Genomic DNA, 20,814 nt, shown 5'->3' with positions numbered 1-20,814 from the left:
GCTCAGTATCCCAGCGCGCAGCCATCCTTGCGAGGGTCACTTCCGCCAATCAGGCAGCCACGCTCGCGGTCGATGACGATGGCCTGCCCGCCGCCATGCGGCTTCTCGATGGAGAGGCAGTCATGGCCCATGGCGTTGAGGCCGCGCACCACCTCGGTGGGGATGCCGCGTTCCACCTGGATGCGGCCTTCGCGCGGGAAGAGGCGCGGCAGGTCCAGGGCCTGCTGCACGTCGAAGCCGTAATCCAGCATGTTGGTGAGCAGCAGCGACTGGCCCATGGGCTGGAAATGCCCGCCCATCACGCCGAAGGGCATGTAGGCCTGACCATCCTTCATCGCCATGCCGGGGATGATGGTGTGCATGGGCCGCTTGCCCGGCGCGATGCAGTTCGGATGCCCCTCCTGGAGCCGGAATCCGAAGCCGCGATTATGGAGCATCACTCCCGACTCTTCGGCGAGGATGCCGGAGCCGAAGCTCTCGAAGAGCGAGTTGATGAAGGAGCAGGCATTCCCGTCCTCATCCACCACGCAGAGATACACGGTGTCGGCATGGACCGGCATGAGCGCCTGCCCGGCGGGCGGCAACTCCGAGGCGGCATCGTCGCGGATGTTGCGGGCCAGGGCCTGCAGGTACTCGTCGGAGAGAAGCTTCTCCACCGGCACCTCCACATGCGCCGGGTCGGCGATGAAGGCGTCGCGGTCGCGATAGGCGAGGCGCCCAGCCTCGATGTGGCGATGCAGGCGGGTGAGGCCAAGCGGGCCGTCCGGCGCTGGGCCGAAGCCTTCCAGCAGGCCCAGCATCATCAGTGCGATGATGCCGGTGCCGTTCGGCGGGCACTCGAAGATGTCCAGGCCCTTGAAGCGACGCTGGATCGGCGTCACGAACTCGGGCCCGTTCAGCCCGGCGGCGAAATCCGCCTCGGTGTGCGTTCCGCCGGCCGCGCGCAGGGTGCGGACCATGTCGGCCGCGATCTCGCCCTCGTAGAAGGCGCGGGCGCCGTCCTTGGCGATGGCGCGCAGCGTGCGGCCCAGGGCAGGGAATTGCATCCGGTCGCCCATGCGCGGGGCTGCGCCGCCCTTCAGGTAGTGGCGGGCGGTGACGGCATGCAAACGCAGCTTGCCCTCGGCCTCGGACCAGTCATGGGCAACGCGCGCATGGACGTGGAACCCCTTCTCCGCCGCGCGAATCGCGGGCTGGAGCAGCACGTCGAGGCCGCGCCTCCCATAGGCGGCATTCAGCTTCTCCCAGGCCGCGACCGCGCCGGGGATGGTGACCGAATGGGCCGAGGTGTTGACCATCGCGGTCAGCCCGGCGGCTCGCAGCGCCTCGGGCGTCGCGCCCGCAGGGGCCCGGCCGGAGCCGTTCATGGCAATCACCTGCCCGGTCCCGGCCGGGGCGTAGAGGCAGAAGCAGTCGCCGCCGATGCCCGTGGATTGCGGCTCGATGACGCCCAGCAGGGCAACCGCGGCGATGGCGGCGTCCAGCGCGTTGCCACCCCCCTTCAGCACCTCGATGGCCGCGAGGGTCGCGGCGGGCATGGAGGTCGCGGCCATTCCGCGCCCGGCAAGGACCGGGCTGCGGCCAGGGGCATGAAAATCGCGCATGGTGGGACCTTTCTCAGCAGGACGTCCTGCCCTGTATGGCGCAAATTCAGCCGCCCGGAAGCCCCCTTTCCAGGGGGGCCAGGGATCGGCTAGGCGCCAAAAGAACGATTCGAGAAGGCAGCATGATGGCGCAGCGCTACTACACCGTGTCCTGGGACCAGCTTCACCGCGACGGCAAGGCCCTGGCGTGGCGGCTGGTGGGGGCCGGTCCCTGGAAGGGCGTCATCGCCATTACCCGTGGGGGGCTAATCCCCGCCGCCATCGTGGCCCGCGAGCTGGATTGCCGCATCATCGAGACGGTGAGCGTCGTCACCTATGACGAAGAGGTGAAGGGGGAGCCCCGCATCGTGAAGGCGGCCGCCGCCGCAGGGGATGGCGAGGGCTGGCTGTTGCTGGACGATCTGGTGGACACGGGCACGACGGCCCGCGTGGTGCGCGCCATGCTGCCCAAGGCGCATTTCGCGACCGTCTACGCGAAGCCGGCGGGCAAGCCCCTGGTGGACACCTTCGTGACCGAGGTGAGCCAGGACACCTGGATCCTGTTCCCCTGGGATACAGAGCAGCAATTCGTCCCGCCCATCGCCCGATCGGCCGGGGGGAAGTAGCAGGAACCCATTGGGGCAAGGGAAACCGCGGGTTTCAGCTCGCCGTTCCGGCGTGGCACCACCTCCAGACGGAGCTTTCCCATGCTTCAGCGTCGCAATGCCGGCCTTGCCCTGATGGGCAGCGCGCTCCTCCTCCCCACCATCGCACGTGCGCAGGGTGCCATGGAAATGCGCACCGCTGCGCTGACCGCCGGCACTGCCGCGCTGCAATCCGCCCAGTCGGGCATGCGGCGCGCCAGCAATCCCGCCGTGCGTCAGTTCGCGCAGCTCGAGGCAGAGGAGCAGATGGCCACCATGGAGGCGATGCGGATGGCGGGCGTGACCATTCCGCAGACAGTCTCCCTCCCCGCCGACAAGATGCAGGCCATGCAGCGCATGGAGGCAATGAGCGGCACGGAGTTCGACCGCGCCTTCCTTCAGTCGCAACTCGAAGGGCATCAGGAGCTGCTGCGGATCCACAGCTCCATCGCGCAGAGCGGCAACTCGACCGAGGAGCGCATCATCGGCACCATGGCGGTGCCGGCGATCAAGTCGCATATCGCGACGATCGAGATGCTGCTGTCGCAGCAGCGCGGCTGAGGCCCCGCCTCTAGCCCGCCACAGGAGGCGGCGGGACCGCTTCCTCCCGCGCCGCGAGGACCTTGTCCACGCGGCGCCCATCCATGTCCAGGATCTCGAAGCGCCAGCCGCCATGGGCGATGCGGTCGCCTTCGCGCGGGACGCGCTGCAGCAGCGCCAGCATCAGGCCGGCGACGGTGTGGTAGGCGGCTGATTGCGGCGGCGGCTCGAATTCGCCCAGACGCTCGCGCAGCTCGTCCAACGCCATCATTCCATCCAGCAGCATCGAGCCATCGTGGCGCGTCACGGCCGAGGGCTTCCCGGATTCCGGCGCGGGGCCCAACTCGCCCACGATGGCTTCCAAAAGGTCGGAGGCGGTGACCACCCCTTCGAAGGAGCCGTACTCGTCCAGCACCAGCGCGATGCCGAGCGCATCGGCGCGCAGCCGCTCCAGCGCGTCCATGGCGGAGAGGTTGTCGGGGAAGACGGTGGGCTGGCGCAGCACGGTGGCGAGGCTCATCTTCCCCCCGGCCAAGCACTGATCCAGAAGATCCTTCACCGCTACCACCCCCACCACGTTGTCCACGCGGCCATCGGCGACGACGAAGCGGGTCAGGCTCTCCGTCCGCAGCGCCTCCGCGACCTGCTCGGGCGTGGCATTGCGATCGATCCAGGCAACCTCGGTGCGGGGCGTCATCAGCGCACGCACCGGACGGTCGGCGAGGCGAAGGACGCGCTCGATCATCTGGCGTTCCGTGTGCTCCAGCGCACCGGCCTCCGCTCCTTCCGCGACCAGCGCCTTCACCTCCTCTTCCGTAACGCCCTGCTCCATGGGGCGGTGCGCGCCGACCAGGCGTAGGATGAGGTTGGACGAGCGCGACAGCAGCCAGACCACCGGCGCGCTCAGCCTCGCCAGCGTCTCCAGCGGCAAGGCAAGCATGGTGGCCACGCGCTCCGGGTCGCGCAGGGCAATCTGTTTCGGCACCAGCTCGCCGAGGATCAGGTTGAGATAGGTGATGCCCACCACCACGAGGAAAAAGGCGAGGCTGCGTCCCCACACGGCGAGAGCAGGAACCTGCACCAGCCAGTCGCCGAGCGGTCCGGCAATGGCCGCACCGCCGAACACGCCAGCAAGGATGCCGACCAGCGAGATGCCCACCTGCACGGTCGGCAGGAAGCGGGAGGGGTTCTCCTGCAGGCGCAGGGCAGCGGCAGCGCCGCGGCTACCCTTGCGCTCCATGGCGATGAGGCGCGCTTTTCGCGAAGACACCACGGCCAGTTCGCTCATGGCGAAGATGCCGTTGAGCACGGTGAGCAGGAGAACGATCGCAATCTCGAAGGTGACACCCATGCCGCGCTATGTAGGGCATGCTGGACAGCAGGACGAGGATGGGCTGACGTTGAATGATGGAAGCCGCGACGATGCGCCTCGCATGGACCCTTGGCCTGCTGGGCCTCCTCCCCTTCGCGGGGCTGGCGCTGGTGGCGCTGGCAGTGACCGGCTGGCATGACTGGGCGCTGATGGCGCTGCGCGCGTACGGTGCGGTGATCCTGTCCTTCCTGGGCGCGGTGCATTGGGGTGTCGCACTTCGGGCGCCGGAGGCGGAAGCGCCGACCAACCGGCAGCGGCTGAGCATGGGCGTCCTACCTGCGCTCGTTGGCTGGGCCGCGCTGCTGCTGCCCATCAAATCTGGACTCTGGCTCCTGGCTGCCGCGCTGGTGGCGGTCGCCGCCGTGGAGCAATGGGCCTCGCTGCGTGGATTCGTGTCCGGTCCGTATGTGGTGCTGCGCTGGGTCCTCTCGCTCAGCGCTGGCGCTTGCCTTCTCGCGGCGGCGCTTGCCTGAATATTTTATGAGACTTGGTGACAAATTTAGCGGAGTGTTAAGGATAGCTCCATCGCCCTGATGGAGCGCCGCATGGCCGAGATCCTGCGTTTCCCCGCCCGTCCCGATCACCGTCTCCGTACTGCGCTACGCAGCCTCGACGCCGCCCTCGCAGACCAGCAGGCCGCCCTGGCGCAGTTCCGCGCCGAGTTGGGTTCGCTGCGGCAAAGCGTCATGGGGCTGCAGGGCAGTGTGGTCGCCTACCAGGGCAATCTCGCGCGGTTGTCGCAGGACGCGCGCAGCGGCGCGCGGGAGGCGCGAAGCTGGAACGGACCGCCGATCACTGGCTGAAGGCCTGAGCCTCCCTACCGGCCCCCAGGGCCGAAGCGTCCAACGAGGCGGTGACGGTTGCCAGGATAGGCAATGCGCGCCTCGGTGACGAGACGGCCGGATTGCCAGGTCCGTCTCTCCAGCAGCAGGCAGGCGGCCCCGCGCTCGACCTGCAGGCGCTGCGCCAGCGCAGCATCGGCTGGAATGGCCGCGACGGCATGTTCGGCTTCGGTCCAGGCGACACGGGCCAGGAGCCAAGTGCCCGGCGGCATGTCCCGGAAGGATTCCGCTTCCGCCTCGGGCACGGTGTCGAGGCAGATCAGGCGCGTCTCGTAGGCATCGGGCACGCCATCGGTGTGATGGAGCGTTGTGAGGCAAAGGAGTCGCGCCCCGGCGGAAAGGCCAAGCGCCTGCGCCTCGGGCGGCTTGGCGCGGCGTATCACGCGCTCCAGCACCTCGTGTCGGTATTGCCGACCGGCGCGCCGGGCCTCCAGCGCCAGATCATGAATTTCCAGCAGCGCCCTTTCGCCAGGCGGGCTGGCGACGACGGAGCCGGTTCGGCGGCGGCGCGTGATCAGCCCCTCTGCCGCCAGGGCCGACAGCACCTTGTTCACCGTCATACGCGAGCAGCCGAAGCGCGCGGTGAGCTCGTGCTCGAAGGGAATGCGCGTGCCAGGCGGCCACTCGCCGGAAAGGATCGGGCCCTCGATCTCAGCGCGGATGCGCGAGGCGATGGTCTCAGCCACGCAGACGCTCCATCACGGCGCGGAATCGCTTGGCGGTGCGGTCACGGGCGTGGTGCCTGCTTTCCTCCACCACGACGCGCCCACCCACCATGACGCGCCGGATGGCGCGCGCACCGCTGACAAAGACGTAGTCGTCGACTTCCGACCCCGGCTCCAGCCAGACCAGATCGGCCCGCGCACCCGGCGCGATGCGGCCCAGGGCCCGGCCGGAAGCCTGGGCGCCGCCGGCCAGCGCCGCCTTGTAGAGACTTGCACCGGTGGAACTCCCCTCCCCGCGCGCCAGCACGTTGCGGGCGCGATGGAGCAGGCGCTGCCCGTATTCGAGCAGGCGCAGTTCGCCGGGCGCGGTGATCTCCACGTTGGAATCGCTGCCGACCCCCCAAGGACCGGTGAAGTGCGTGGCGTCGAAGAAGCCGTCGCCCAGATTGGCTTCGGTGATCGGGCAAAGCCCGGCAACGGCGCCGCTGCGGGACAGGGCCTCCGTCTCCGAAGCCTCCATTTGGGTCGCGTGGATCAGGCACCAGCGCCCGTCCACAGGTTGCGTGTCGAGAAGGTGCTGGACGGGCCGCGCACCGCACCAAGCCAGGCAGGCGTCCACCTCTGCCACCTGCTCGGCGACGTGGATGTGAACGGGGTCCTTCGGGCGAAGGGAGAGGAGATGGCTAATCTCCGCGCCCGTCGCCGCGCGAAGGGAATGCGGCGCCACGCCGAGCCGTGAATCGGGCAAGGCTTGAACCGCACAGGCGCTGGCTTCCAGCAATCGTTCGTAGGAGTCGAGGCTGGAGAGGAAGCGGCGCTGGCCCTCTGCGGCCGGCACCGGGCCGAAACCGCCATGGGCGTAGAAGACCGGCAGCAGCGTGAGGCCCATCCCCGTTTCGTCGGCTGCCGCAGCGATTCGCTCCGCCATTTCCGCAGGATTCGCGTAGGCGGAGCCATCGGGTGCGTGGTGCAGGTAATGGAACTCGCAGAGGGCAGTGAAGCCACCCTCCAGCATTTCCATCATGGCCTGGGCGGCGATGGCCTCGACATCCTCCGGGGAAAGCCGGGTCAGGAAGCCGTACATCACCTCGCGCCAGGTCCAGAAGGAGTCGGAGGCGGGTCCGCGTGTCTCAGCAAGGCCGGCCATCGCGCGCTGGAACAGGTGGGAGTGGAGGTTGGGCATGCCGGGAATGGCACGGCCGCTCATGCGTGGGCCGTAATTCAGCGGCGCATCCGGCCTCACCTCGGCAATCACGCCGTGCTCGACCGCCAAGCCGACGGAACGCGCCCAGCCGCCTTCCAGCAGGGCTTCATCGAGCAGGATGCGGTTCGGCATGGCGTGACCCTTCCCTTCACGCGGCGCTGGACGCCACCGCGCGACGCGGTTATGTCTATACATGAAGCCGCTCGGGAAGGCACCATGCTCTTCGACACGGTCTGGCGCAATTTGCGCCTCCTCACGATGGCCGAAGGCGCGGGCCCGGTGGAGCGCGGCGCCATCGCCGCGAAAGACGGGCGCATCGCCTTCGCGGGTCCCGAGGCGGAGTTGCCCGCGCACGACGCGAAGCGCGTCGTGGACGGCGCCGGGCGCTGGGCCACACCGGGCCTCGTGGACTGCCACACGCACCTCGTCTTCGGTGGCGACCGCGCACGGGAGTTCGAGATGCGCCTCACCGGCGCGTCCTATGAGGAGATCGCGCGGGCGGGCGGCGGCATCGCCTCCTCCGTGCGCGCGACGCGGGCGGCGGACGAGGATTCGCTGGTCGCCTCGGCGCTGCGGCGGCTCGACCATCTGCTCGCCGAGGGCGCGACCACGGTGGAGGTGAAGTCGGGCTACGGGTTGGACCTCGGCACCGAACGACGCTGCCTGCGTGCGGCGCGGCGCCTCGCTCACGAGCGGCCCGTGACCGTCCGCACCACCTTCCTTGGCGCGCACGCCCTTCCGCCGGAAGCGGCCGGCGACAAGGACAGCTACATCGCCCGCGTCTGCGAGGAGATGCTGCCGGCGCTGGCCGCCGAAGGCTTGGCCGATGCGGTGGACGCGTTCTGCGAGGGCATCGCCTTCTCGCCGGAGCAGACGCGGCGTGTCTTCGCCGCCGCGAAGGCGCATGGGCTTCCGGTGAAGCTGCACGCCGACCAGCTCTCCAACCTGCACGGCGCCACGCTGGCGGCAGAGCATGGCGCGCTTTCCGCCGACCACCTGGAGTATACGGATGAGGAAGGTGCGGCGGCGCTGGCTCGCGCCGGCACGGTGGCAGTGCTGCTTCCCGGTGCCTTCTACACGCTGCGCGAAACTCAGCACCCGCCGGTGGATGCGCTGCGCCGGGCCGGCGCGCGCATTGCCCTGGCGACCGACAGCAATCCGGGCACCTCGCCTCTCACCTCGCTGCTGCTGACTATGAACATGGGTGCGACGCTGTTCCGCCTGACCGTCGCCGAGTGCCTATCGGGGGTGACGCGGGAGGCGGCGCGGGCGCTGGGGATGCTGGAGGAGGCCGGCACGCTGGAGCCCGGAAAATCCTGCGACATGGCGATCTGGAACGTCGAGAGCCCGGCGGAGCTCGTCTACCGCATCGGGTTTAACCCGCTGCACGCCCGCATCTGGAGGGGCCAATGATAATCACCCCCGGCAATGCCCCCCTCGCCCTCTGGCGCAAAGCGTATCGCGGTGCCGTGCCAACGCTCGACGAGTCCTGCCGCGGCGCGGTGGAGGCGGGCGCGGCCACCGTCGCGGCCATCCTGCGCAAGGGCGAGGCGGTCTATGGCATCAACACCGGCTTCGGGAAGCTGGCGCAGGTGCGGATCGCCGATACGGACCTCGCCATGCTCCAGCGCAACATCGTGCTGTCCCACGCGGCCGGCGTCGGCGAGAACCTTCCCGCCGACGTGGTGCGGCTGATCCTGGCGCTGAAGCTTGGCAGCCTGGCGCGCGGCGCCTCTGGCGTGCGCTGGGCGGTGATCGAGATGCTGGCCACCTGCCTGGAACGCGGCCTCCTGCCCGCCATCCCGGCGCAGGGCTCGGTCGGCGCATCGGGAGACCTCGCGCCGCTCGCCCACATGACGGCGGCGCTGATGGGGGTTGGCGAGTTCCTGGGTGAGGGCGAGGCCTCGGCGGCACTGGCGCGACATGGCTTGGAGCCCCTGGTTCTGGGGCCGAAGGAAGGCCTGGCGCTTCTGAACGGCACGCAGGTCAGCACGGCGCTCGCCCTCGCAGGACTGTTCGAGACGGAGCGCGCCTACGCCTCTGCCCTCGTCACCGGCGCGCTCTCGACCGACGCGGCCAAGGGCAGCGACGGGCCCTTCGATCCACGCATCCACGCGCTGCGCGGCCATCGCGGACAGGCGGAGGCAGCCGCTTCGCTGCGCGCCCTGATGGAGGGCAGCGAGATCCGCGCCAGCCACCGCGTGGACGACCCACGCGTCCAGGATCCATACTGCCTGCGCTGCCAGCCACAGGTCATGGGCGCATGCCTGGACATCCTGCGTCAGGCAGCCACGACCCTTGAGATCGAGGCGAATGGCGTCTCCGACAATCCGCTGGTGTTCAGCGCGGAAGGCGAGGTGATCTCGGGCGGAAACTTTCATGCCGAGCCGGTGGCCTTTGCGGCGGACACCATCGCCATGGCAATCTGCGAGATCGGCTCCCTTGCCGAGCGGCGCATCACCCTGCTGACCGACCCGGTCCTATCCGGCCTGCCCGCCTTCCTGACGCCGCGCCCAGGTTTGAACTCCGGCTTCATGATCCCGCAGGTGACGGCGGCAGCGCTCGTGGCCGAAAACCGGCAGCGCGCCATGCCGGCGAGCGTGGATTCCATCCCGACCTCCGCCAATCAGGAGGACCATGTGAGCATGGCCACGCATGGCGCGCGGCGCCTCCTGCCCATGGCAGAGAACCTCCGCGCGATTTTGGGCATCGAGTATCTGGCGGCGGCCCAGGGCTGCGACTTCCACGCGCCCCTGCGGTCCTCGCCGAAGCTGGAGCAGGCGCGAGCCCTGCTGCGCGCCTGCGTGCCGATGCTGGAGGAAGACCGCCACATGGCACCCGACATGCAGGCCGCCACGGACCTGATCGCCACTGGCGCCCTCGCCGAACTGACGGAGGTTTCGCTGTGACCACAAGCCGCAATGACCGCGTGATCCAGGCTCCGCGCGGGATGCAGATCTCCGCGAAATCCTGGCAGGCCGAGGCACCGCTGCGGATGCTGATGAACAACCTTGACCCCGAGGTGGCGGAGAAGCCCGGCGAACTCGTGGTCTATGGCGGCATCGGGCGCGCCGCACGTGATTGGGACAGCTTCGACCGCATCTGCACGGTCTTGCGGCGGCTAGAGGAAGACCAAACGCTGCTGGTGCAGTCCGGCAAGCCGGTCGGCGTGTTTCGCACCCATTCGGACGCACCGCGCGTGCTCATCGCCAACAGCAACCTCGTTCCGGCCTGGGCGAACTGGGAGCATTTCAACGAGCTCGATCGCAAGGGACTGATGATGTACGGCCAGATGACGGCCGGCTCCTGGATCTATATCGGCTCGCAGGGCATCGTTCAGGGCACCTACGAGACCTTCGCCGAGGCCGGGCGAAAGCATTTCGGCGGCTCGCTCGAAGGGCGCTGGATCCTAACGGGCGGGCTCGGCGGGATGGGCGGCGCGCAGCCCCTCGCGGGCGTCTTCGCGGGCGCGTCCGTGCTGGCAGTGGAATGCCAGCCCTCGCGCATCGAGAAGCGTTTGGAGACGCGCTACCTCGACCACAAGGCCGACACGCTGGACGAGGCGCTGGCGATGATCCGCCGCGCCTGCGACGAGAAGCGCGCCATCTCCGTCGGGCTGCTTGGCAATGCGGCGGAGGTGTTTCCGGAGCTGGTGCGGCGCGGCGTGGTGCCGGACATCGTGACCGACCAAACCAGCGCGCATGATCCGGCCAATGGCTACCTGCCCGCAGGCTGGACGCTGGAGGAATGGGAGCGCAAGCGCGAGACCGACCCCAAGGCGGTGGCGGCGGCAGCCAAGAAGTCCATGGTGGCGCATGTCCAGGCCATGCTGGATTTCCAGAAGATGGGCGCGGCCGTGCTCGATTACGGCAACAACATCCGTCAGATGGCGAAAGACGAAGGCCTGGCAAATGCCTTCGACTTCCCGGGCTTCGTGCCGGCCTATATCCGTCCGCTCTTCTGCCGTGGGGTCGGGCCGTTCCGGTGGGCCGCGCTCTCCGGCAACCCTGAGGATATCCGCAAGACCGACGACAAGGTGCGGGAGCTGATGCCGCACGACACGCATCTGCATCGCTGGCTCGACATGGCGCGGGAACGCATCGCCTTCCAAGGCCTTCCGGCACGCATCTGCTGGGTCGGGCTGGGCGACCGCGACCGCATCGGCCTCGCCTTCAACGAGATGGTGGCGCGCGGCGAGATCGGCCCGGTCGTGATTGGGCGCGACCACCTCGATTCCGGCTCCGTCGCCTCGCCCAACCGCGAGACGGAGGCAATGATGGATGGATCGGACGCGGTGTCCGACTGGCCCCTGCTGAACGCGCTGCTCAACTGCGCCTCGGGCGCGACCTGGGTATCGCTGCACCATGGCGGCGGCGTGGGCATGGGGTATTCGCAGCATTCGGGAATGGTCGTGCTATGCGACGGAACGGAAGCCGCGTCGCGCCGCCTGTCGCGCGTCTTGTGGAACGACCCAGCCACGGGCGTGATGCGCCATGCCGATGCGGGCTACGACATCGCCAAGGACCACGCCCGCAAGATGGGCCTCGACCTGCCGGCCATCCTGTGATGCGGGTGATCCGGCGAGCTGCCTTCGAGACGCGGCCCTGGCGCAATGGCGGCGGCATCAGCCACGAGATCGCCTGGCATCCGGATGATGACTGGCGTCTTTCCCTGGCCGAGATCGCACGGGGCGGCCCCTTCTCCGACTATTCCGGTTTCGACCGGACGCTGACCGCCATTGGCGAGGGTCTCCGGCTGAACGGCAGGCTGGTCGGGCCGGCACCTTTCTCCTTCGCCGGGGAGGAGAAGGTGGAGGCCGTGCTGGAGGCCGGGCAGGTCCTCGCCTTCAACGTCATCACGCGCCGCGGCGCCGTCACCCATTCGGTGCAGCGGACCGCGCTCACTGTCCCCCGCGAGGTGGCGGCGGATTTCGTGCTGGTGCTGGGCGGACCCGTGGCGTTGGGGGGCGAGCGGCTGCACCCGCTCGATGTCGCCGAAACGGGAGGCGTTCCGGTCCGGGCCGTGCCTGAAGCCGCAGCGGAACTGGTGGAAGTGACGCTCCGCCCCGCGTGACATGTGTTTGCATGTGCGAAGTCGGCCACGCATGATCCGAATCCCCAGAGGAGGCATGGACATGGCGGTGACAAGTGCCGATTTCCGGGCCTATCAGCAGGATGGCGTCATCCTTCTGCGCGGTGCCTTCGCCGACTGGGTGGAAGCCCTGCGCGTGGGGACCGAGGCGCTGATGGCGGCCCCGGGGCCCTATGAGCGCTCCTACACGCCCAAGGACGGATCGGCCCGCTTCTTCCAGGACCTCTGCAATTGGCAGCGCATTCCCGAGTTCCGCGACTTCGTCGAACGCGGGCCGGGCGCTTCCATCGCCCGTGCCCTGATGGGCAGCGAAGGCGCGCAATTCTTCCATGACCACGTGCTTGTGAAGGAACCGGGGACGAGCATCGTCACCCCCTGGCACCAGGACAGTCCCTATTACTGCGTGGGCGGTCAGCAGAGCGTGTCCTTCTGGATCCCGCTCGACCCCGTAGCGCGTGAGGTGACGCTGGAATGCGTCGCGGGCAGCCAACGCTGGGGCAAGAACCACAAGCCCAAGCGCTTCGACGGCACCGATCTTTACGAGGGCGACACGGCCGAGGACATGCCGGATATCGACGCCCGGCGTGGCGAATTCCGCATCCTGGGCTGGGAGATGCAGCCGGGCGACGCCGTGGCCTTCGACTTCCGCACCATCCATGGCGCGCCGGCCAACACAAACAGGCACCAGCGCCGCCGGGTCTTCTCGGCGCGCTGGGTCGGGGATGATGCCTTCTTCATCGACCGGCAGGGGCGCGGCTCGCCGCCGCTGCGGCACTTGACCCTCAAGACCGGCGATAAGCTGTCGGGGCCGGAGTTTCCGCGCTTCACCTGAGGCTCCGCCTCTGCCAACTTCCCCGCGCATCCGGAGAGACAACCATGCAGCGCCGCAACGTCCTCGCCGCCTCGGCCGCCGCCGGCGCGGCGGCCCTCGCCACCCCTGCCCTGTCCCAAGGGCGGATCGAGTGGCGCATGGTCACGATCTGGCCGCGCAACCTGCCCGGTCCCGGCGTGGCGGCGCAGCGCTGCGCGGACCGCATCGGCCAGCTATCCGGCGGCCGCCTGACGGTTCGCCTCTTCGCGGCGGGCGAGGTGGTGCCGGCACCGGGCGCCTTCGACGCGGTGGCGGCAGGCACGGCGGATCTCTACCATGGCGTGCCCTCCTTCTGGATTTCGAAAAGCCCTGGCATTGGCTTCTTCGGCTCCTTCCCGTTCGGCCTCACGGCCTACGAGCGCCAGGGCTGGATGATGCATGGCGGCGGGCAGGCACTCTACGACCAGATGTATGGCCGCTTCGGCATCAAGCCCTTCATCGTCGGCGACAGTGGCCCGCAATGGATGGGCTTCTTCCGGCGCGAGATCCGCTCCGCCGACGATTTCCGGGGCCTGCGCTTCCGCACCGCCGGGCTGGGCGGCGAGATGTTCCGCCGCGCCGGCGCCTCCGTCGTGACCCTGCCGGCGGGCGAGATCTTCTCTGCGCTGCAATCCGGCACCATCGATGCCGCCGAATTCGTCGGTCCCTTCTCCGACCTTCCGCTCGGCCTGCACCAAGTGGCGAAGAATTACTACTACCCCGGCGTGCAGGAGCCCTCCTCGGCCGAGGAGATCGGCATCAACATGGCGCGCTGGAACGCCCTCTCCGACGAGCTGAAGGCCATCGTTCGCATCGCTGCCATGTCCCTGCATGAGGAGACGACGACGGAATACGACACGCGCCATCCGATCGCACTGCAGGAGCTGGTGTCGCGCCACGGCGTGACGGTGCGAGAGGTGCCGCGCGAGCTGCTGCAGGTCTTCGCTAACACGGCAGCCGACATGATGGCCGAGTATCGCAGCCATTCGGACGCGCAGGTGAAGCAGATCGCGGACAGCTATGCGACGTATCGCGAGCGGACACAGACCTACATGATGCAGAGCTACGGCGCGATCTTCAACGCGCGCGGCGCTGCGATCCGTCGGGGCTGAGTTCTTGCGCGCACTCGTCACCCTCGCGAACGGCATCGACGCCGTATCGCGGGCCATCGGCATGGCGGTACGCTGGCTCGCGGTGCTGCTGGTGCTGCTGCAATTCTCGGTGGTGGTGCTGCGCTACGCCTTCGGCACTTCCTTCATCGGAATGCAGGAAGGGGTCATCTATGTCCACGCCATGCTGTTCATGCTGGCGATCGGCTACGCGCTGCTGATCGATGCACATGTGCGCGTGGATTTCTTCTACGGACGCTGGTCCGAACGCGGCAAGGCGTGGATGGACCTCGTCGGCGTGCTGGTGACGATCCTGCCATTCTGCTGGCTTCTGGTCTGGTCGTCCTGGGGCTACGTCTCGATGTCCTTCCGCATGGGCGAAGGGCCGATGCAATACGGGGGCCTGCCCTTCCAGCCCTATCTGAAGGCGCTGATCCTAGTGATGGCGGGGCTGCTCGCCATCCAGGGCCTGTCGCTGCTGCTCCGGTCGCTGGCGGTGATCACCGGCACGGCCGACGTGCTCTTCCCCTCGCGCCGTACGGTGGGCGAGGCATGACGAGCATCGGCTCCATCCTCGACCTCCTGATGATGGTGGCGCTGTGCACCCTCATCATGACGGGCATCCCAGTGGTGTTCATCCTGACCGGATGCTCCATCATCTTCGCCGGCCTGGGCATCCTGTTCGGCGCCTTCGACCCGTTCATGCTGGGCGCCTTGGCGCAGCGCCTCTTCGGCACGATGACGAGCGAGGTGCTGATCGCCATCCCGCTCTTCATCTTCATGGGCATGATGCTGGAAAGGTCCCGCATCGCGCCTGAACTCCTGGAGGCGATGGGCCGGCTCTTCGGCACCGTGCGCGGCGGTCTGGCGGTCTCCGTATCGGTGGTGGGCGCGCTGCTGGCAGCCTCGACCGGCATCGTCGGCGCCACCGTCGTGACCATGGGGCTGATCGCCCTCCCCGCCATGATGAAGCGCGGCTACGAGCCCGGCTTCGCCACCGGCTCCATCTGCGCAGCCGGGACGCTTGGGCAGATCATCCCGCCCTCCACCGTCATGGTCATCTTGGGCGAGGTGCTAGCCGCCGCCTATCAGCAGGCGCAGCTGGCGCAGGGCCTGTTCAGCGTCGAGACCATCTCGGTCGGGCAGCTCTTCGCCGGCTCGATGATCCCGGGGCTGATGCTCGCCGGCCTGTACATCCTCTACCAGCTCACCCTCTCCTGGCTGCGACCGGAGGTGGGGCCAGCCATGCCGCGCGGCGAGGCGGAGCATGTCACCGGCTGGCAGCTCGCACATGCGCTGGTGCCGCCCATCGCGCTGATCGTTGCCGTGCTTGGCTCCATCCTCGCCGGCATTGCCACGCCGACCGAGGCCGCTTCCGTCGGGGCGGTGGGCGCGACGCTGCTGGCCGGGCTGCGGGTCGAGCGCGGCAAGCCATGGCCCATCTATATCGGCGCGATCTGCGCCATATCGCTGGTCGCGCTGGGGTCCATCTTCGACATGCGCCTGGGGCGGCAAGAGGTGTCGGATGCCGATTTGGCCGCGACCTGGGTCGCGCTCGTTTTGGCGCTGGGCCTCGCCTACGGCATGCTGGAAGCGCTGCGGCGGGCGTTCCGCGGGGGCGTGCTCGGCTCCGTTTCTCACGCCACCATGAGCGTGACGGCGATGATCTTCGCCACGCTCATCGGCGCGACCTTGTTCTCGCTGGTGTTTCGCGGCCTCGGCGGGGACGACCTGATCCGCGGGTTCCTGGAGATGATCCCGGGCGGGAAGTACGGCGCCCTGCTGGTGGTGATGCTGATCGTCTTCGTGCTCGGCTTCCCGCTCGACTTCGTGGAGATCGCGATCATCGTGATCCCCATTGTCGGGCCGGTGCTGCTTCAGATGGGCGTGGACCCGATCTGGCTTGGCGTGCTGATTGCCGTCAACCTGCAGACATCGTTTCTGACTCCGCCGCTTGGGCCGACCCTGTTTTACATTCAGGGCGTGCTGCCGCCGGGCGTCACCTCGCAGGATGTCTATCGCGGCATCCTGCCCTTCGTCGGCCTCCAGCTTGTCGGGCTTGGGCTGGTGGTGGCCTTTCCGGCGCTTGCGACCTGGCTGCCCTCGGTGCTGTTCAAGTAGCGGCGGGCTGAGTCGCGCCGCAGCCGCGCAGCAGCGCCTCGAAGGCAGCCTCGTCTTCCCATTGGAGGGAGACGCTGACCACCTTCACCCGCGACCGGAACTCGACCGGAATGCGGACCCAATCCTTGCGCGTGGTGACCGGAGTGGCAGACAGCTTCTCTGCCTCGGCGAGAAGGCGGGTCAGGTCGCTCGCATCGAAGGGGTAGTGGTCCGCGAAGGCCTCGCTGCCAGCCACCACGGCACCGCCGGTCCGCAGCGTGTTGAAGAACTTGCGCGGATTGCCGATGCCGCAGAAGGCGAAGACGCTTCCGCCGCGCAGCTCCTCCATCTCGGGCCCCGGAACCAGCGAGGCGCGCAGCACCGGCAAGCTCGGCGGCAGGGCGGCCAGCGCGCCGGTCTCGTCCTCGCCGACCAGCACGGCCGCCTGGCAGCGCGCGGCGACCATCGCGACGGGTTCGCGCAGCGGCCCGGCCGGGATGACGTGGCGGTTGCCGAAGCCGTACGACCCGTCGATGGTCAGCAGGGCGAGGGATTTCTCGAGCGTCGGGTTCTGCAGCCCGTCATCCATGATGACGACGCCCGCCCCCGCCGCCACGGCGCGCCGCGCACCCTCTGCGCGGTCGGCGCTGACCCAGGTGGGTGCCAGCGCAGCGAGAAGCAGGGCCTCGTCCCCCACCTTGCTGCTGTCATGCTCCGCCGGGTCCACCCGGACCGGGCCCTTCAGCGATCCGCCATAGCCGCGCAGGAGGAAGTGCGGCGAGAGTCCGCGCGCGGCGAGGCGACTTCCCACCTCCAGCGCCAGGGTGGTCTTGCCCGCGCCGCCAGCCGTGGCGCCGCCGCAGCAGATCACCGGCACGGGCGCCTTCCAGCCGGGCTTGGCCACGCGGCGCGCGGTGGCGCGGGCATAGGCTGCTGCGGCAGGGCGGAGCAGCAGGGGCCAGATTCCCCCGCCGCGTCCCCAGAATTCGGGGGCACGGATGCCGATGGCCTTCGTCTCCTTCACTAGCGGCCCGGCGGGGTTCAGCCCGGCATCAGGCCCAGCAACTCCTCCGCCATGCGGGCCGGCACATGTGCGGCCGCATCGGCGAAGCCCCCGGCCGCGCGACGCATCGCGTCCGCCGAGGCGGGATTCGTTAGCACGTCATGTACTGCCTCCGCCAGCGCGGCGGCATCGGCGACCGGACGCAGGGCCCCCGCGGCGATCAGGGCCTCCGTCTGCTCGGTGAAATTCTGCCGGTGCGGCCCCATCAACACGGGGCAGCTGAGCCGCACCGCCTCCAGCGGATTCTGTCCGCCATGCGGAATCAGGCTGCCGCCGATGAAGGAAACCCCGGCGAGCCGGTAGAATACCCCAAGCTCGCCGATCGTGTCCGCGACGTAGAAGGGGCCGCCATCCGGCAACGCTCCCTCGGAGCGCTTTCTCGCACCGGTGAGACCGGCCAACTCCGCGCCGCGCTCGGGATGGCGAGGGGCGAGGATCGTCAGGAGGCCCGGCACCCCGCTCGCCCGGTGAGCAGCGGCCACCTGCTCCTCCTCGCCCGGATGGGTGGAGGCAGCCAGCAGCATCGGTCGCGCACCGATGGCCGCTCGCAATTCCGCCAGGGCGTCCGGATCCGCCGGAAGGGGTGCGGCGGATTGCTTGAGATCGGCTGGGGCGGCGACGCGCCTTGCACCGAGTGCCGAGACACGCTCGGCATCCTCGGCAGATCGCGGCAAGACCAGCGACAATCCACCGAGTAGCCGCCCGGCGAGGCCCGGCGCCCAGCGACGCCAGCGCTCGAAGGAGCGGGCGGAGAGCCGAGCATTGATCAGCGCCACCGGGATGCCGCGCCGGACGAGCTCTGAGAGGGTGTTGGGCCACAACTCGCTCTCGACGAAGCCGGCAGCATCGGGGCGCCAGCCATCGAGGAAGCGCTCCACCCAGCCCGGCACGTCGAGCGGCGCGTAGCGATGGTGTACGCGGTGCGCCAGCGCTTCTGGCAGGCGCTTCGGCAGCAGCGTCGCGGAGGTGACGGTGCCGGTGGTGAGCAGGACGGAGAGGCACGGGTCGCGCGTCAGAAGCGCCTCGAGCAACGGCAGGACGGACAGGCTCTCGCCGACGCTGGCGGCATGAAGCCAGAAGACGCGCCCCTCCGGGCGGGCAGCGCCATAGCCTTCGCGCTCGGCGAGGCGGGACGGATCCTCCTTGCCGCGCCGGGCACGGCGGCGCAGGTGCAACCGGAGCGCCGGCGCGGCGATCGCGGCCAGCCCGTGCCAGAGCGTGCTCATGCGGGCGGTCGCGCCTCGGCCTCGGCGCGGGCGGCGGCGGCGTTCAGCGCCGCCTCGATGGCGGGCAGCCCGGCTTCGTGCGGGACGGGCGGTTCCAGCGCCAGTGCGGCCCGGCCAAAAGGCAGCGGCACCACCATGCGGTCCCAGGAGCGCAGGCGGATGCCGCGCGAGGTGAAGGCGGCCGCTGCCACCACGGGCAAGCGCGCCATGGTGGCCAGTTGCGCGATGCCGGGTGCGGCAACGCGGCGTGGGCCACGCGGCCCGTCTGGGGTGATCGCCACCACCTCCCCGGCCCGGGTCAGTCGCAGGAGGGACAACAACCCCGCCGCCCCGCCGCGCGAAGAGGAAGCATGGACGAGGCGAATCCCGAAGCGATCCACCACGTGGCCGATGAGGCGCCCATCCCGGTGGCGCGAGACCAGCACATGCGCCCTGGAGGCGAAGTCCCGGTTCCGCGCCTCCAGCATCAGCTGCGGCATGAGAGGCAGCATTTCATGCCAGAAAGCCAGGACGAAGCGCCCGCCCGTCGCCTCGACATGCTCCCAGCCCAGGATGCGCCAGCGCGTCGTGCGGTACACGAAGGCGAGGTATAGGCCCAGGAGCCGGGCGGCGCCGGTCTGGAAGGCAGGGTGTCGCGTGATCCGGCGCAGCATCGTCACCCCGGGCCGTGGCACGGCGCGCCCGACGGCGCAAGCCTAGACCCGCATGGGAACCAGCCCGTCGCGCAGCATCCGGGCCGCCGCCTCCCAGGAATGGCGCCGCGCGACGGCCAGGGCGGCCTCCCGCGGGACCTCGAGCGCGAGGCGGCAGGCGCGAGACAGATTCTCGTCGAGGGCGCCCCCCTCCGCCACCACGTCGCGCGGCCCCATGACGGGGAAGGCGGCGACTGGGGTGCCGCAGGCCATTGCCTCCAGCATTACGAGGCCGAACGTGTCCGTGCGGGACGGGAAGACGAGCACGTCTGCGGAGCGATAGGCGTCGGCCAGGGCCGCGCCATGGCGCCAGCCAGCGAAATGCGCATCCGGGAAGGCGGCCTGCAATGCGGGACGGCGGGGCCCGTCCCCGACAATGACCTTGGTGCCCGGCAGGTCGAGGCGCAGGAAAGCCTCGATGTTCTTCTCCACCGCGACGCGCCCGGCATGGAGCCAGATCGGCCGCTCCAGCCCGTCCCAGGCATCGCGCGCCCCCTCGGGGCGGAAGAGCGCGAGGTTCACGCCACGGGTCCAGTTCAGGATGCGGCCGAAGCCGCGCGCCGCGAGTTCCTCGCGCAACGTGGCGGTGGCGGCGAAGGTCGCACTGGCCGAAGCATGGAAGCGGCGAAGCCACGCCCAGGTGAGCGAGGCCGGGATTCGCGTGCGCGCCTCCACGTATTCCGCGAAGCGCGTGTGGAAGCTCGTGGTGAAGTGCCAACCTCGGCGGAGGCAAAGCCGCCGCGCAGCGAGTCCGAGCGGCCCCTCCGTGGCGATGTGCAGATGGGTCGGGTCCAACTCCTCGACCATGCGCGGAAGGAAGCGGCCCGGCAGCAGGGCGAGGCGGATCTCCGGATAGAAGGGCATCGGGACGGAGCGAAAGCGATCAGGACCGATCACCTCCACCGTGTCGCCCTCCTTGCGAAGCACTTCGGCGACCGCCTCGAGCGTCCGCACGACGCCGTTCACCTGCGGGCGCCAAGCATCGGATATGAGGAGAAGCCGGATCGGCGCCCCCTCTGCTGGTGCCGTCACGCCAGCGCGTCCACCGTCTCCGCCGCCTCGCGGGCGCGCATGCGGGCCGGCCAGTCCACCAACTCGAAGCGGCCATCCGCGTGCTCGACCAGGGCTGTGCAGCTTTCCACCCAGTCGCCATCATTCATGTAGAGCACGCCATGCACGTGGCGCATCTCCGCGTGGTGGATATGGCCGCAGATCACCCCGTCCAGCCCGCGCCGCTTCGCCTCGTTGGCCAGCGCGACCTCGAAGCGGTCAATGGCCTTCACCGCCTCCTTCACCTGCCGTTTCAGCCAAGCGGAAAGCGACCAGTAGGGATAGCCGAGCTTGCGCCGGGCCACGTTGAACCATCGGTTCAGCACGAGGGCCGTGTCGTAGGCCCAGTCGCCCAGATAAGCGAGAAACTTGGCGTAGCGGATCACACCGTCGAACTCGTCGCCATGCATGACAAGGAAACGGCGGCCATCCGCGCCGATATGCACGGCCTCGCGGCGGATGCGCACACCCGCGACGTCGAGATGGAGCCAATCCCGGAAAATCTCGTCGTGATTGCCGGGGATGTAGGTGACGTTCACGCCGGATTGCGACAGGGCGATGACGGCGCGGATCACCTCGCTGAACTCGGGCTGCCAGTACCAGGATTTGCGGAGGCGCCAACCATCCACCACGTCACCGACGAGGTAGAGATGCTCGCACTTCACCTCGCGCAGGAGGTCGAGGAGCATGTCGGCGCGGGCACCACGCGTCCCGAGATGGATGTCCGAGACGAAGACGCTGCGGGCCTGCAACATGCGCCGGATTCCGTTCTGCCTGCTGCGG

Annotated in this window: 21 protein-coding genes; 12 read left to right on the top strand and 9 right to left on the bottom strand. The window is 69.1% G+C overall.

Annotation, left to right across the window (positions count from 1 at the left end):
- Positions 1-2: 2 nt before the first annotated feature.
- Entirely contained in the window at positions 3-1,604 is a 1,602-nt protein-coding gene (locus JTJ31_RS00495) for a gamma-glutamyltransferase family protein (protein WP_207536637.1), read from the bottom strand.
- A gap of 125 nt (positions 1,605-1,729) precedes the next feature.
- On the opposite strand from JTJ31_RS00495, the gene gpt reads away from it, so the two are divergent.
- Both gpt and JTJ31_RS00485 read left to right on the top strand, forming a co-directional pair.
- Positions 1,730-2,209 carry a xanthine phosphoribosyltransferase gene (gpt, locus tag JTJ31_RS00490; RefSeq protein ID WP_207537272.1) on the top strand — a complete coding sequence of 160 codons (480 nt, stop codon included), beginning with the start codon at positions 1,730-1,732 and terminating at the stop codon, positions 2,207-2,209.
- 81 nt (positions 2,210-2,290) lie between these two features.
- On the top strand, positions 2,291-2,788 hold the full coding sequence (locus JTJ31_RS00485) for a DUF4142 domain-containing protein (RefSeq protein WP_207536636.1): 498 nt from the start codon (positions 2,291-2,293) through the stop codon (positions 2,786-2,788).
- A gap of 10 nt (positions 2,789-2,798) precedes the next feature.
- Here the strand turns inward: JTJ31_RS00485 and JTJ31_RS00480 are convergent, their stop codons facing one another.
- On the bottom strand, positions 2,799-4,118 hold the full coding sequence (locus JTJ31_RS00480; protein ID WP_207536635.1) for a hemolysin family protein: 1,320 nt from the start codon (positions 4,116-4,118) through the stop codon (positions 2,799-2,801).
- Between the two features lie 53 nt (positions 4,119-4,171).
- On the opposite strand from JTJ31_RS00480, the gene JTJ31_RS00475 reads away from it, so the two are divergent.
- A complete protein-coding gene (locus JTJ31_RS00475; RefSeq protein WP_207536634.1) occupies positions 4,172-4,612 on the top strand; it encodes a DUF3429 domain-containing protein in 441 nt (146 codons plus the stop codon).
- A 60-nt stretch (positions 4,613-4,672) separates the two neighbouring features.
- Entirely contained in the window at positions 4,673-4,942 is a 270-nt protein-coding gene (locus JTJ31_RS00470) for a hypothetical protein (protein ID WP_207536633.1), read from the top strand.
- A 14-nt stretch (positions 4,943-4,956) separates the two neighbouring features.
- Here JTJ31_RS00470 and hutC read toward each other — a convergent pair whose 3' ends face one another.
- A complete protein-coding gene (gene hutC, locus JTJ31_RS00465) occupies positions 4,957-5,667 on the bottom strand; it encodes a histidine utilization repressor (RefSeq protein ID WP_207536632.1) in 711 nt (236 codons plus the stop codon).
- Complete coding sequence (locus tag JTJ31_RS00460) at positions 5,660-6,982, bottom strand: formimidoylglutamate deiminase (protein WP_207536631.1); 1,323 nt, start codon at positions 6,980-6,982, stop codon at positions 5,660-5,662. Before JTJ31_RS00460 ends, hutC begins: the two co-directional genes overlap by 8 nt.
- Before the next feature lie 84 nt (positions 6,983-7,066).
- Here JTJ31_RS00460 and hutI point away from each other — a divergent pair, with 84 nt between their 5' ends.
- The 8 genes from hutI to JTJ31_RS00420 all read left to right on the top strand — a co-directional run bounded on the left by hutI (position 7,067) and on the right by JTJ31_RS00420 (position 16,021).
- Entirely contained in the window at positions 7,067-8,263 is a 1,197-nt protein-coding gene (gene hutI / locus JTJ31_RS00455; protein ID WP_207536630.1) for an imidazolonepropionase, read from the top strand.
- Entirely contained in the window at positions 8,260-9,759 is a 1,500-nt protein-coding gene (gene hutH, locus JTJ31_RS00450) for a histidine ammonia-lyase (RefSeq protein WP_207536629.1), read from the top strand. Before hutI ends, hutH begins: the two co-directional genes overlap by 4 nt.
- On the top strand, positions 9,756-11,417 hold the full coding sequence (hutU, locus tag JTJ31_RS00445) for a urocanate hydratase (protein ID WP_207536628.1): 1,662 nt from the start codon (positions 9,756-9,758) through the stop codon (positions 11,415-11,417). The genes hutH and hutU overlap by 4 nt, the downstream gene beginning before the upstream one ends.
- 5 nt (positions 11,418-11,422) lie before the next feature.
- Positions 11,423-11,923, top strand: a complete 501-nt coding sequence (locus JTJ31_RS00440; RefSeq protein WP_207536627.1) for a HutD/Ves family protein — start codon at positions 11,423-11,425, stop codon at positions 11,921-11,923.
- Between the two features lie 61 nt (positions 11,924-11,984).
- Entirely contained in the window at positions 11,985-12,773 is a 789-nt protein-coding gene (locus tag JTJ31_RS00435; RefSeq protein ID WP_207536626.1) for a phytanoyl-CoA dioxygenase family protein, read from the top strand.
- Between the two features lie 44 nt (positions 12,774-12,817).
- Positions 12,818-13,903 (top strand): TRAP transporter substrate-binding protein, encoded by a 1,086-nt coding sequence (locus JTJ31_RS00430; RefSeq protein WP_207536625.1) that lies wholly within the window; start codon positions 12,818-12,820, stop codon positions 13,901-13,903.
- Between the two features lie 4 nt (positions 13,904-13,907).
- Positions 13,908-14,456 carry a TRAP transporter small permease subunit gene (locus tag JTJ31_RS00425; RefSeq protein WP_207536624.1) on the top strand — a complete coding sequence of 183 codons (549 nt, stop codon included), beginning with the start codon at positions 13,908-13,910 and terminating at the stop codon, positions 14,454-14,456.
- Positions 14,453-16,021, top strand: coding sequence for a TRAP transporter large permease (locus JTJ31_RS00420; protein ID WP_207536623.1), 1,569 nt, complete (start codon positions 14,453-14,455; stop codon positions 16,019-16,021). Before JTJ31_RS00425 ends, JTJ31_RS00420 begins: the two co-directional genes overlap by 4 nt.
- Here the strand turns inward: JTJ31_RS00420 and lpxK are convergent.
- Genes lpxK through JTJ31_RS00395 form a run of 5 tightly spaced genes read right to left on the bottom strand, consistent with a single transcriptional unit; the run spans position 16,014 to position 20,786 of the window.
- The gene (lpxK, locus tag JTJ31_RS00415; protein WP_207537271.1) at positions 16,014-17,000 is read right to left on the bottom strand and encodes a tetraacyldisaccharide 4'-kinase; all 987 of its coding nucleotides are present in this window, start codon (positions 16,998-17,000) and stop codon (positions 16,014-16,016) included. The two genes, JTJ31_RS00420 and lpxK, sit on opposite strands and share 8 nt — an antisense overlap.
- Before the next feature lie 41 nt (positions 17,001-17,041).
- The gene (locus tag JTJ31_RS00410) at positions 17,042-18,289 is read right to left on the bottom strand and encodes a 3-deoxy-D-manno-octulosonic acid transferase (protein ID WP_207536622.1); all 1,248 of its coding nucleotides are present in this window, start codon (positions 18,287-18,289) and stop codon (positions 17,042-17,044) included.
- On the bottom strand, positions 18,286-18,942 hold the full coding sequence (locus tag JTJ31_RS00405; RefSeq protein WP_207536621.1) for a lysophospholipid acyltransferase family protein: 657 nt from the start codon (positions 18,940-18,942) through the stop codon (positions 18,286-18,288). Before JTJ31_RS00405 ends, JTJ31_RS00410 begins: the two co-directional genes overlap by 4 nt.
- 42 nt (positions 18,943-18,984) lie before the next feature.
- Positions 18,985-20,013: a glycosyltransferase family 4 protein gene (locus JTJ31_RS00400; protein ID WP_328805609.1), complete on the bottom strand. Its 1,029-nt coding sequence runs from the start codon at positions 20,011-20,013 to the stop codon at positions 18,985-18,987.
- Positions 20,010-20,786 (bottom strand): UDP-2,3-diacylglucosamine diphosphatase, encoded by a 777-nt coding sequence (locus JTJ31_RS00395; RefSeq protein WP_207536620.1) that lies wholly within the window; start codon positions 20,784-20,786, stop codon positions 20,010-20,012. Before JTJ31_RS00395 ends, JTJ31_RS00400 begins: the two co-directional genes overlap by 4 nt.
- Between the last annotated feature and the right edge of the window lie 28 nt (positions 20,787-20,814).

The sequence above is a fragment of the Sabulicella rubraurantiaca genome, from assembly GCF_017355885.1.
In the GTDB taxonomy this organism is placed as follows: domain Bacteria; phylum Pseudomonadota; class Alphaproteobacteria; order Acetobacterales; family Acetobacteraceae; genus Roseococcus; species Roseococcus rubraurantiacus.
The sequence above is the reverse complement of the archived record's forward strand: the minus strand, read 5'-3'. Positions and strand labels throughout refer to the sequence as shown.

Excerpts from the sequence above, each read along its gene's own strand:
- JTJ31_RS00495 (WP_207536637.1), bottom strand. The coding sequence starts at position 1,604 with ATGCGCGATTTTCATGCCCCTGGCCGCAGCCCGGTCCTTGCCGGGCGC.
- gpt (WP_207537272.1), top strand. The coding sequence starts at position 1,730 with ATGGCGCAGCGCTACTACACCGTGTCCTGGGACCAGCTTCACCGCGAC.
- JTJ31_RS00485 (WP_207536636.1), top strand. The coding sequence starts at position 2,291 with ATGCTTCAGCGTCGCAATGCCGGCCTTGCCCTGATGGGCAGCGCGCTC.
- JTJ31_RS00480 (WP_207536635.1), bottom strand. The coding sequence starts at position 4,118 with ATGGGTGTCACCTTCGAGATTGCGATCGTTCTCCTGCTCACCGTGCTC.
- JTJ31_RS00475 (WP_207536634.1), top strand. The coding sequence starts at position 4,172 with ATGATGGAAGCCGCGACGATGCGCCTCGCATGGACCCTTGGCCTGCTG.
- JTJ31_RS00470 (WP_207536633.1), top strand. The coding sequence starts at position 4,673 with ATGGAGCGCCGCATGGCCGAGATCCTGCGTTTCCCCGCCCGTCCCGAT.
- JTJ31_RS00460 (WP_207536631.1), bottom strand. The coding sequence starts at position 6,982 with ATGCCGAACCGCATCCTGCTCGATGAAGCCCTGCTGGAAGGCGGCTGG.
- hutI (WP_207536630.1), top strand. The coding sequence starts at position 7,067 with ATGCTCTTCGACACGGTCTGGCGCAATTTGCGCCTCCTCACGATGGCC.
- hutH (WP_207536629.1), top strand. The coding sequence starts at position 8,260 with ATGATAATCACCCCCGGCAATGCCCCCCTCGCCCTCTGGCGCAAAGCG.
- JTJ31_RS00435 (WP_207536626.1), top strand. The coding sequence starts at position 11,985 with ATGGCGGTGACAAGTGCCGATTTCCGGGCCTATCAGCAGGATGGCGTC.
- JTJ31_RS00430 (WP_207536625.1), top strand. The coding sequence starts at position 12,818 with ATGCAGCGCCGCAACGTCCTCGCCGCCTCGGCCGCCGCCGGCGCGGCG.
- JTJ31_RS00420 (WP_207536623.1), top strand. The coding sequence starts at position 14,453 with ATGACGAGCATCGGCTCCATCCTCGACCTCCTGATGATGGTGGCGCTG.
- JTJ31_RS00410 (WP_207536622.1), bottom strand. The coding sequence starts at position 18,289 with ATGAGCACGCTCTGGCACGGGCTGGCCGCGATCGCCGCGCCGGCGCTC.
- JTJ31_RS00405 (WP_207536621.1), bottom strand. The coding sequence starts at position 18,942 with ATGCTGCGCCGGATCACGCGACACCCTGCCTTCCAGACCGGCGCCGCC.
- JTJ31_RS00395 (WP_207536620.1), bottom strand. The coding sequence starts at position 20,786 with ATGTTGCAGGCCCGCAGCGTCTTCGTCTCGGACATCCATCTCGGGACG.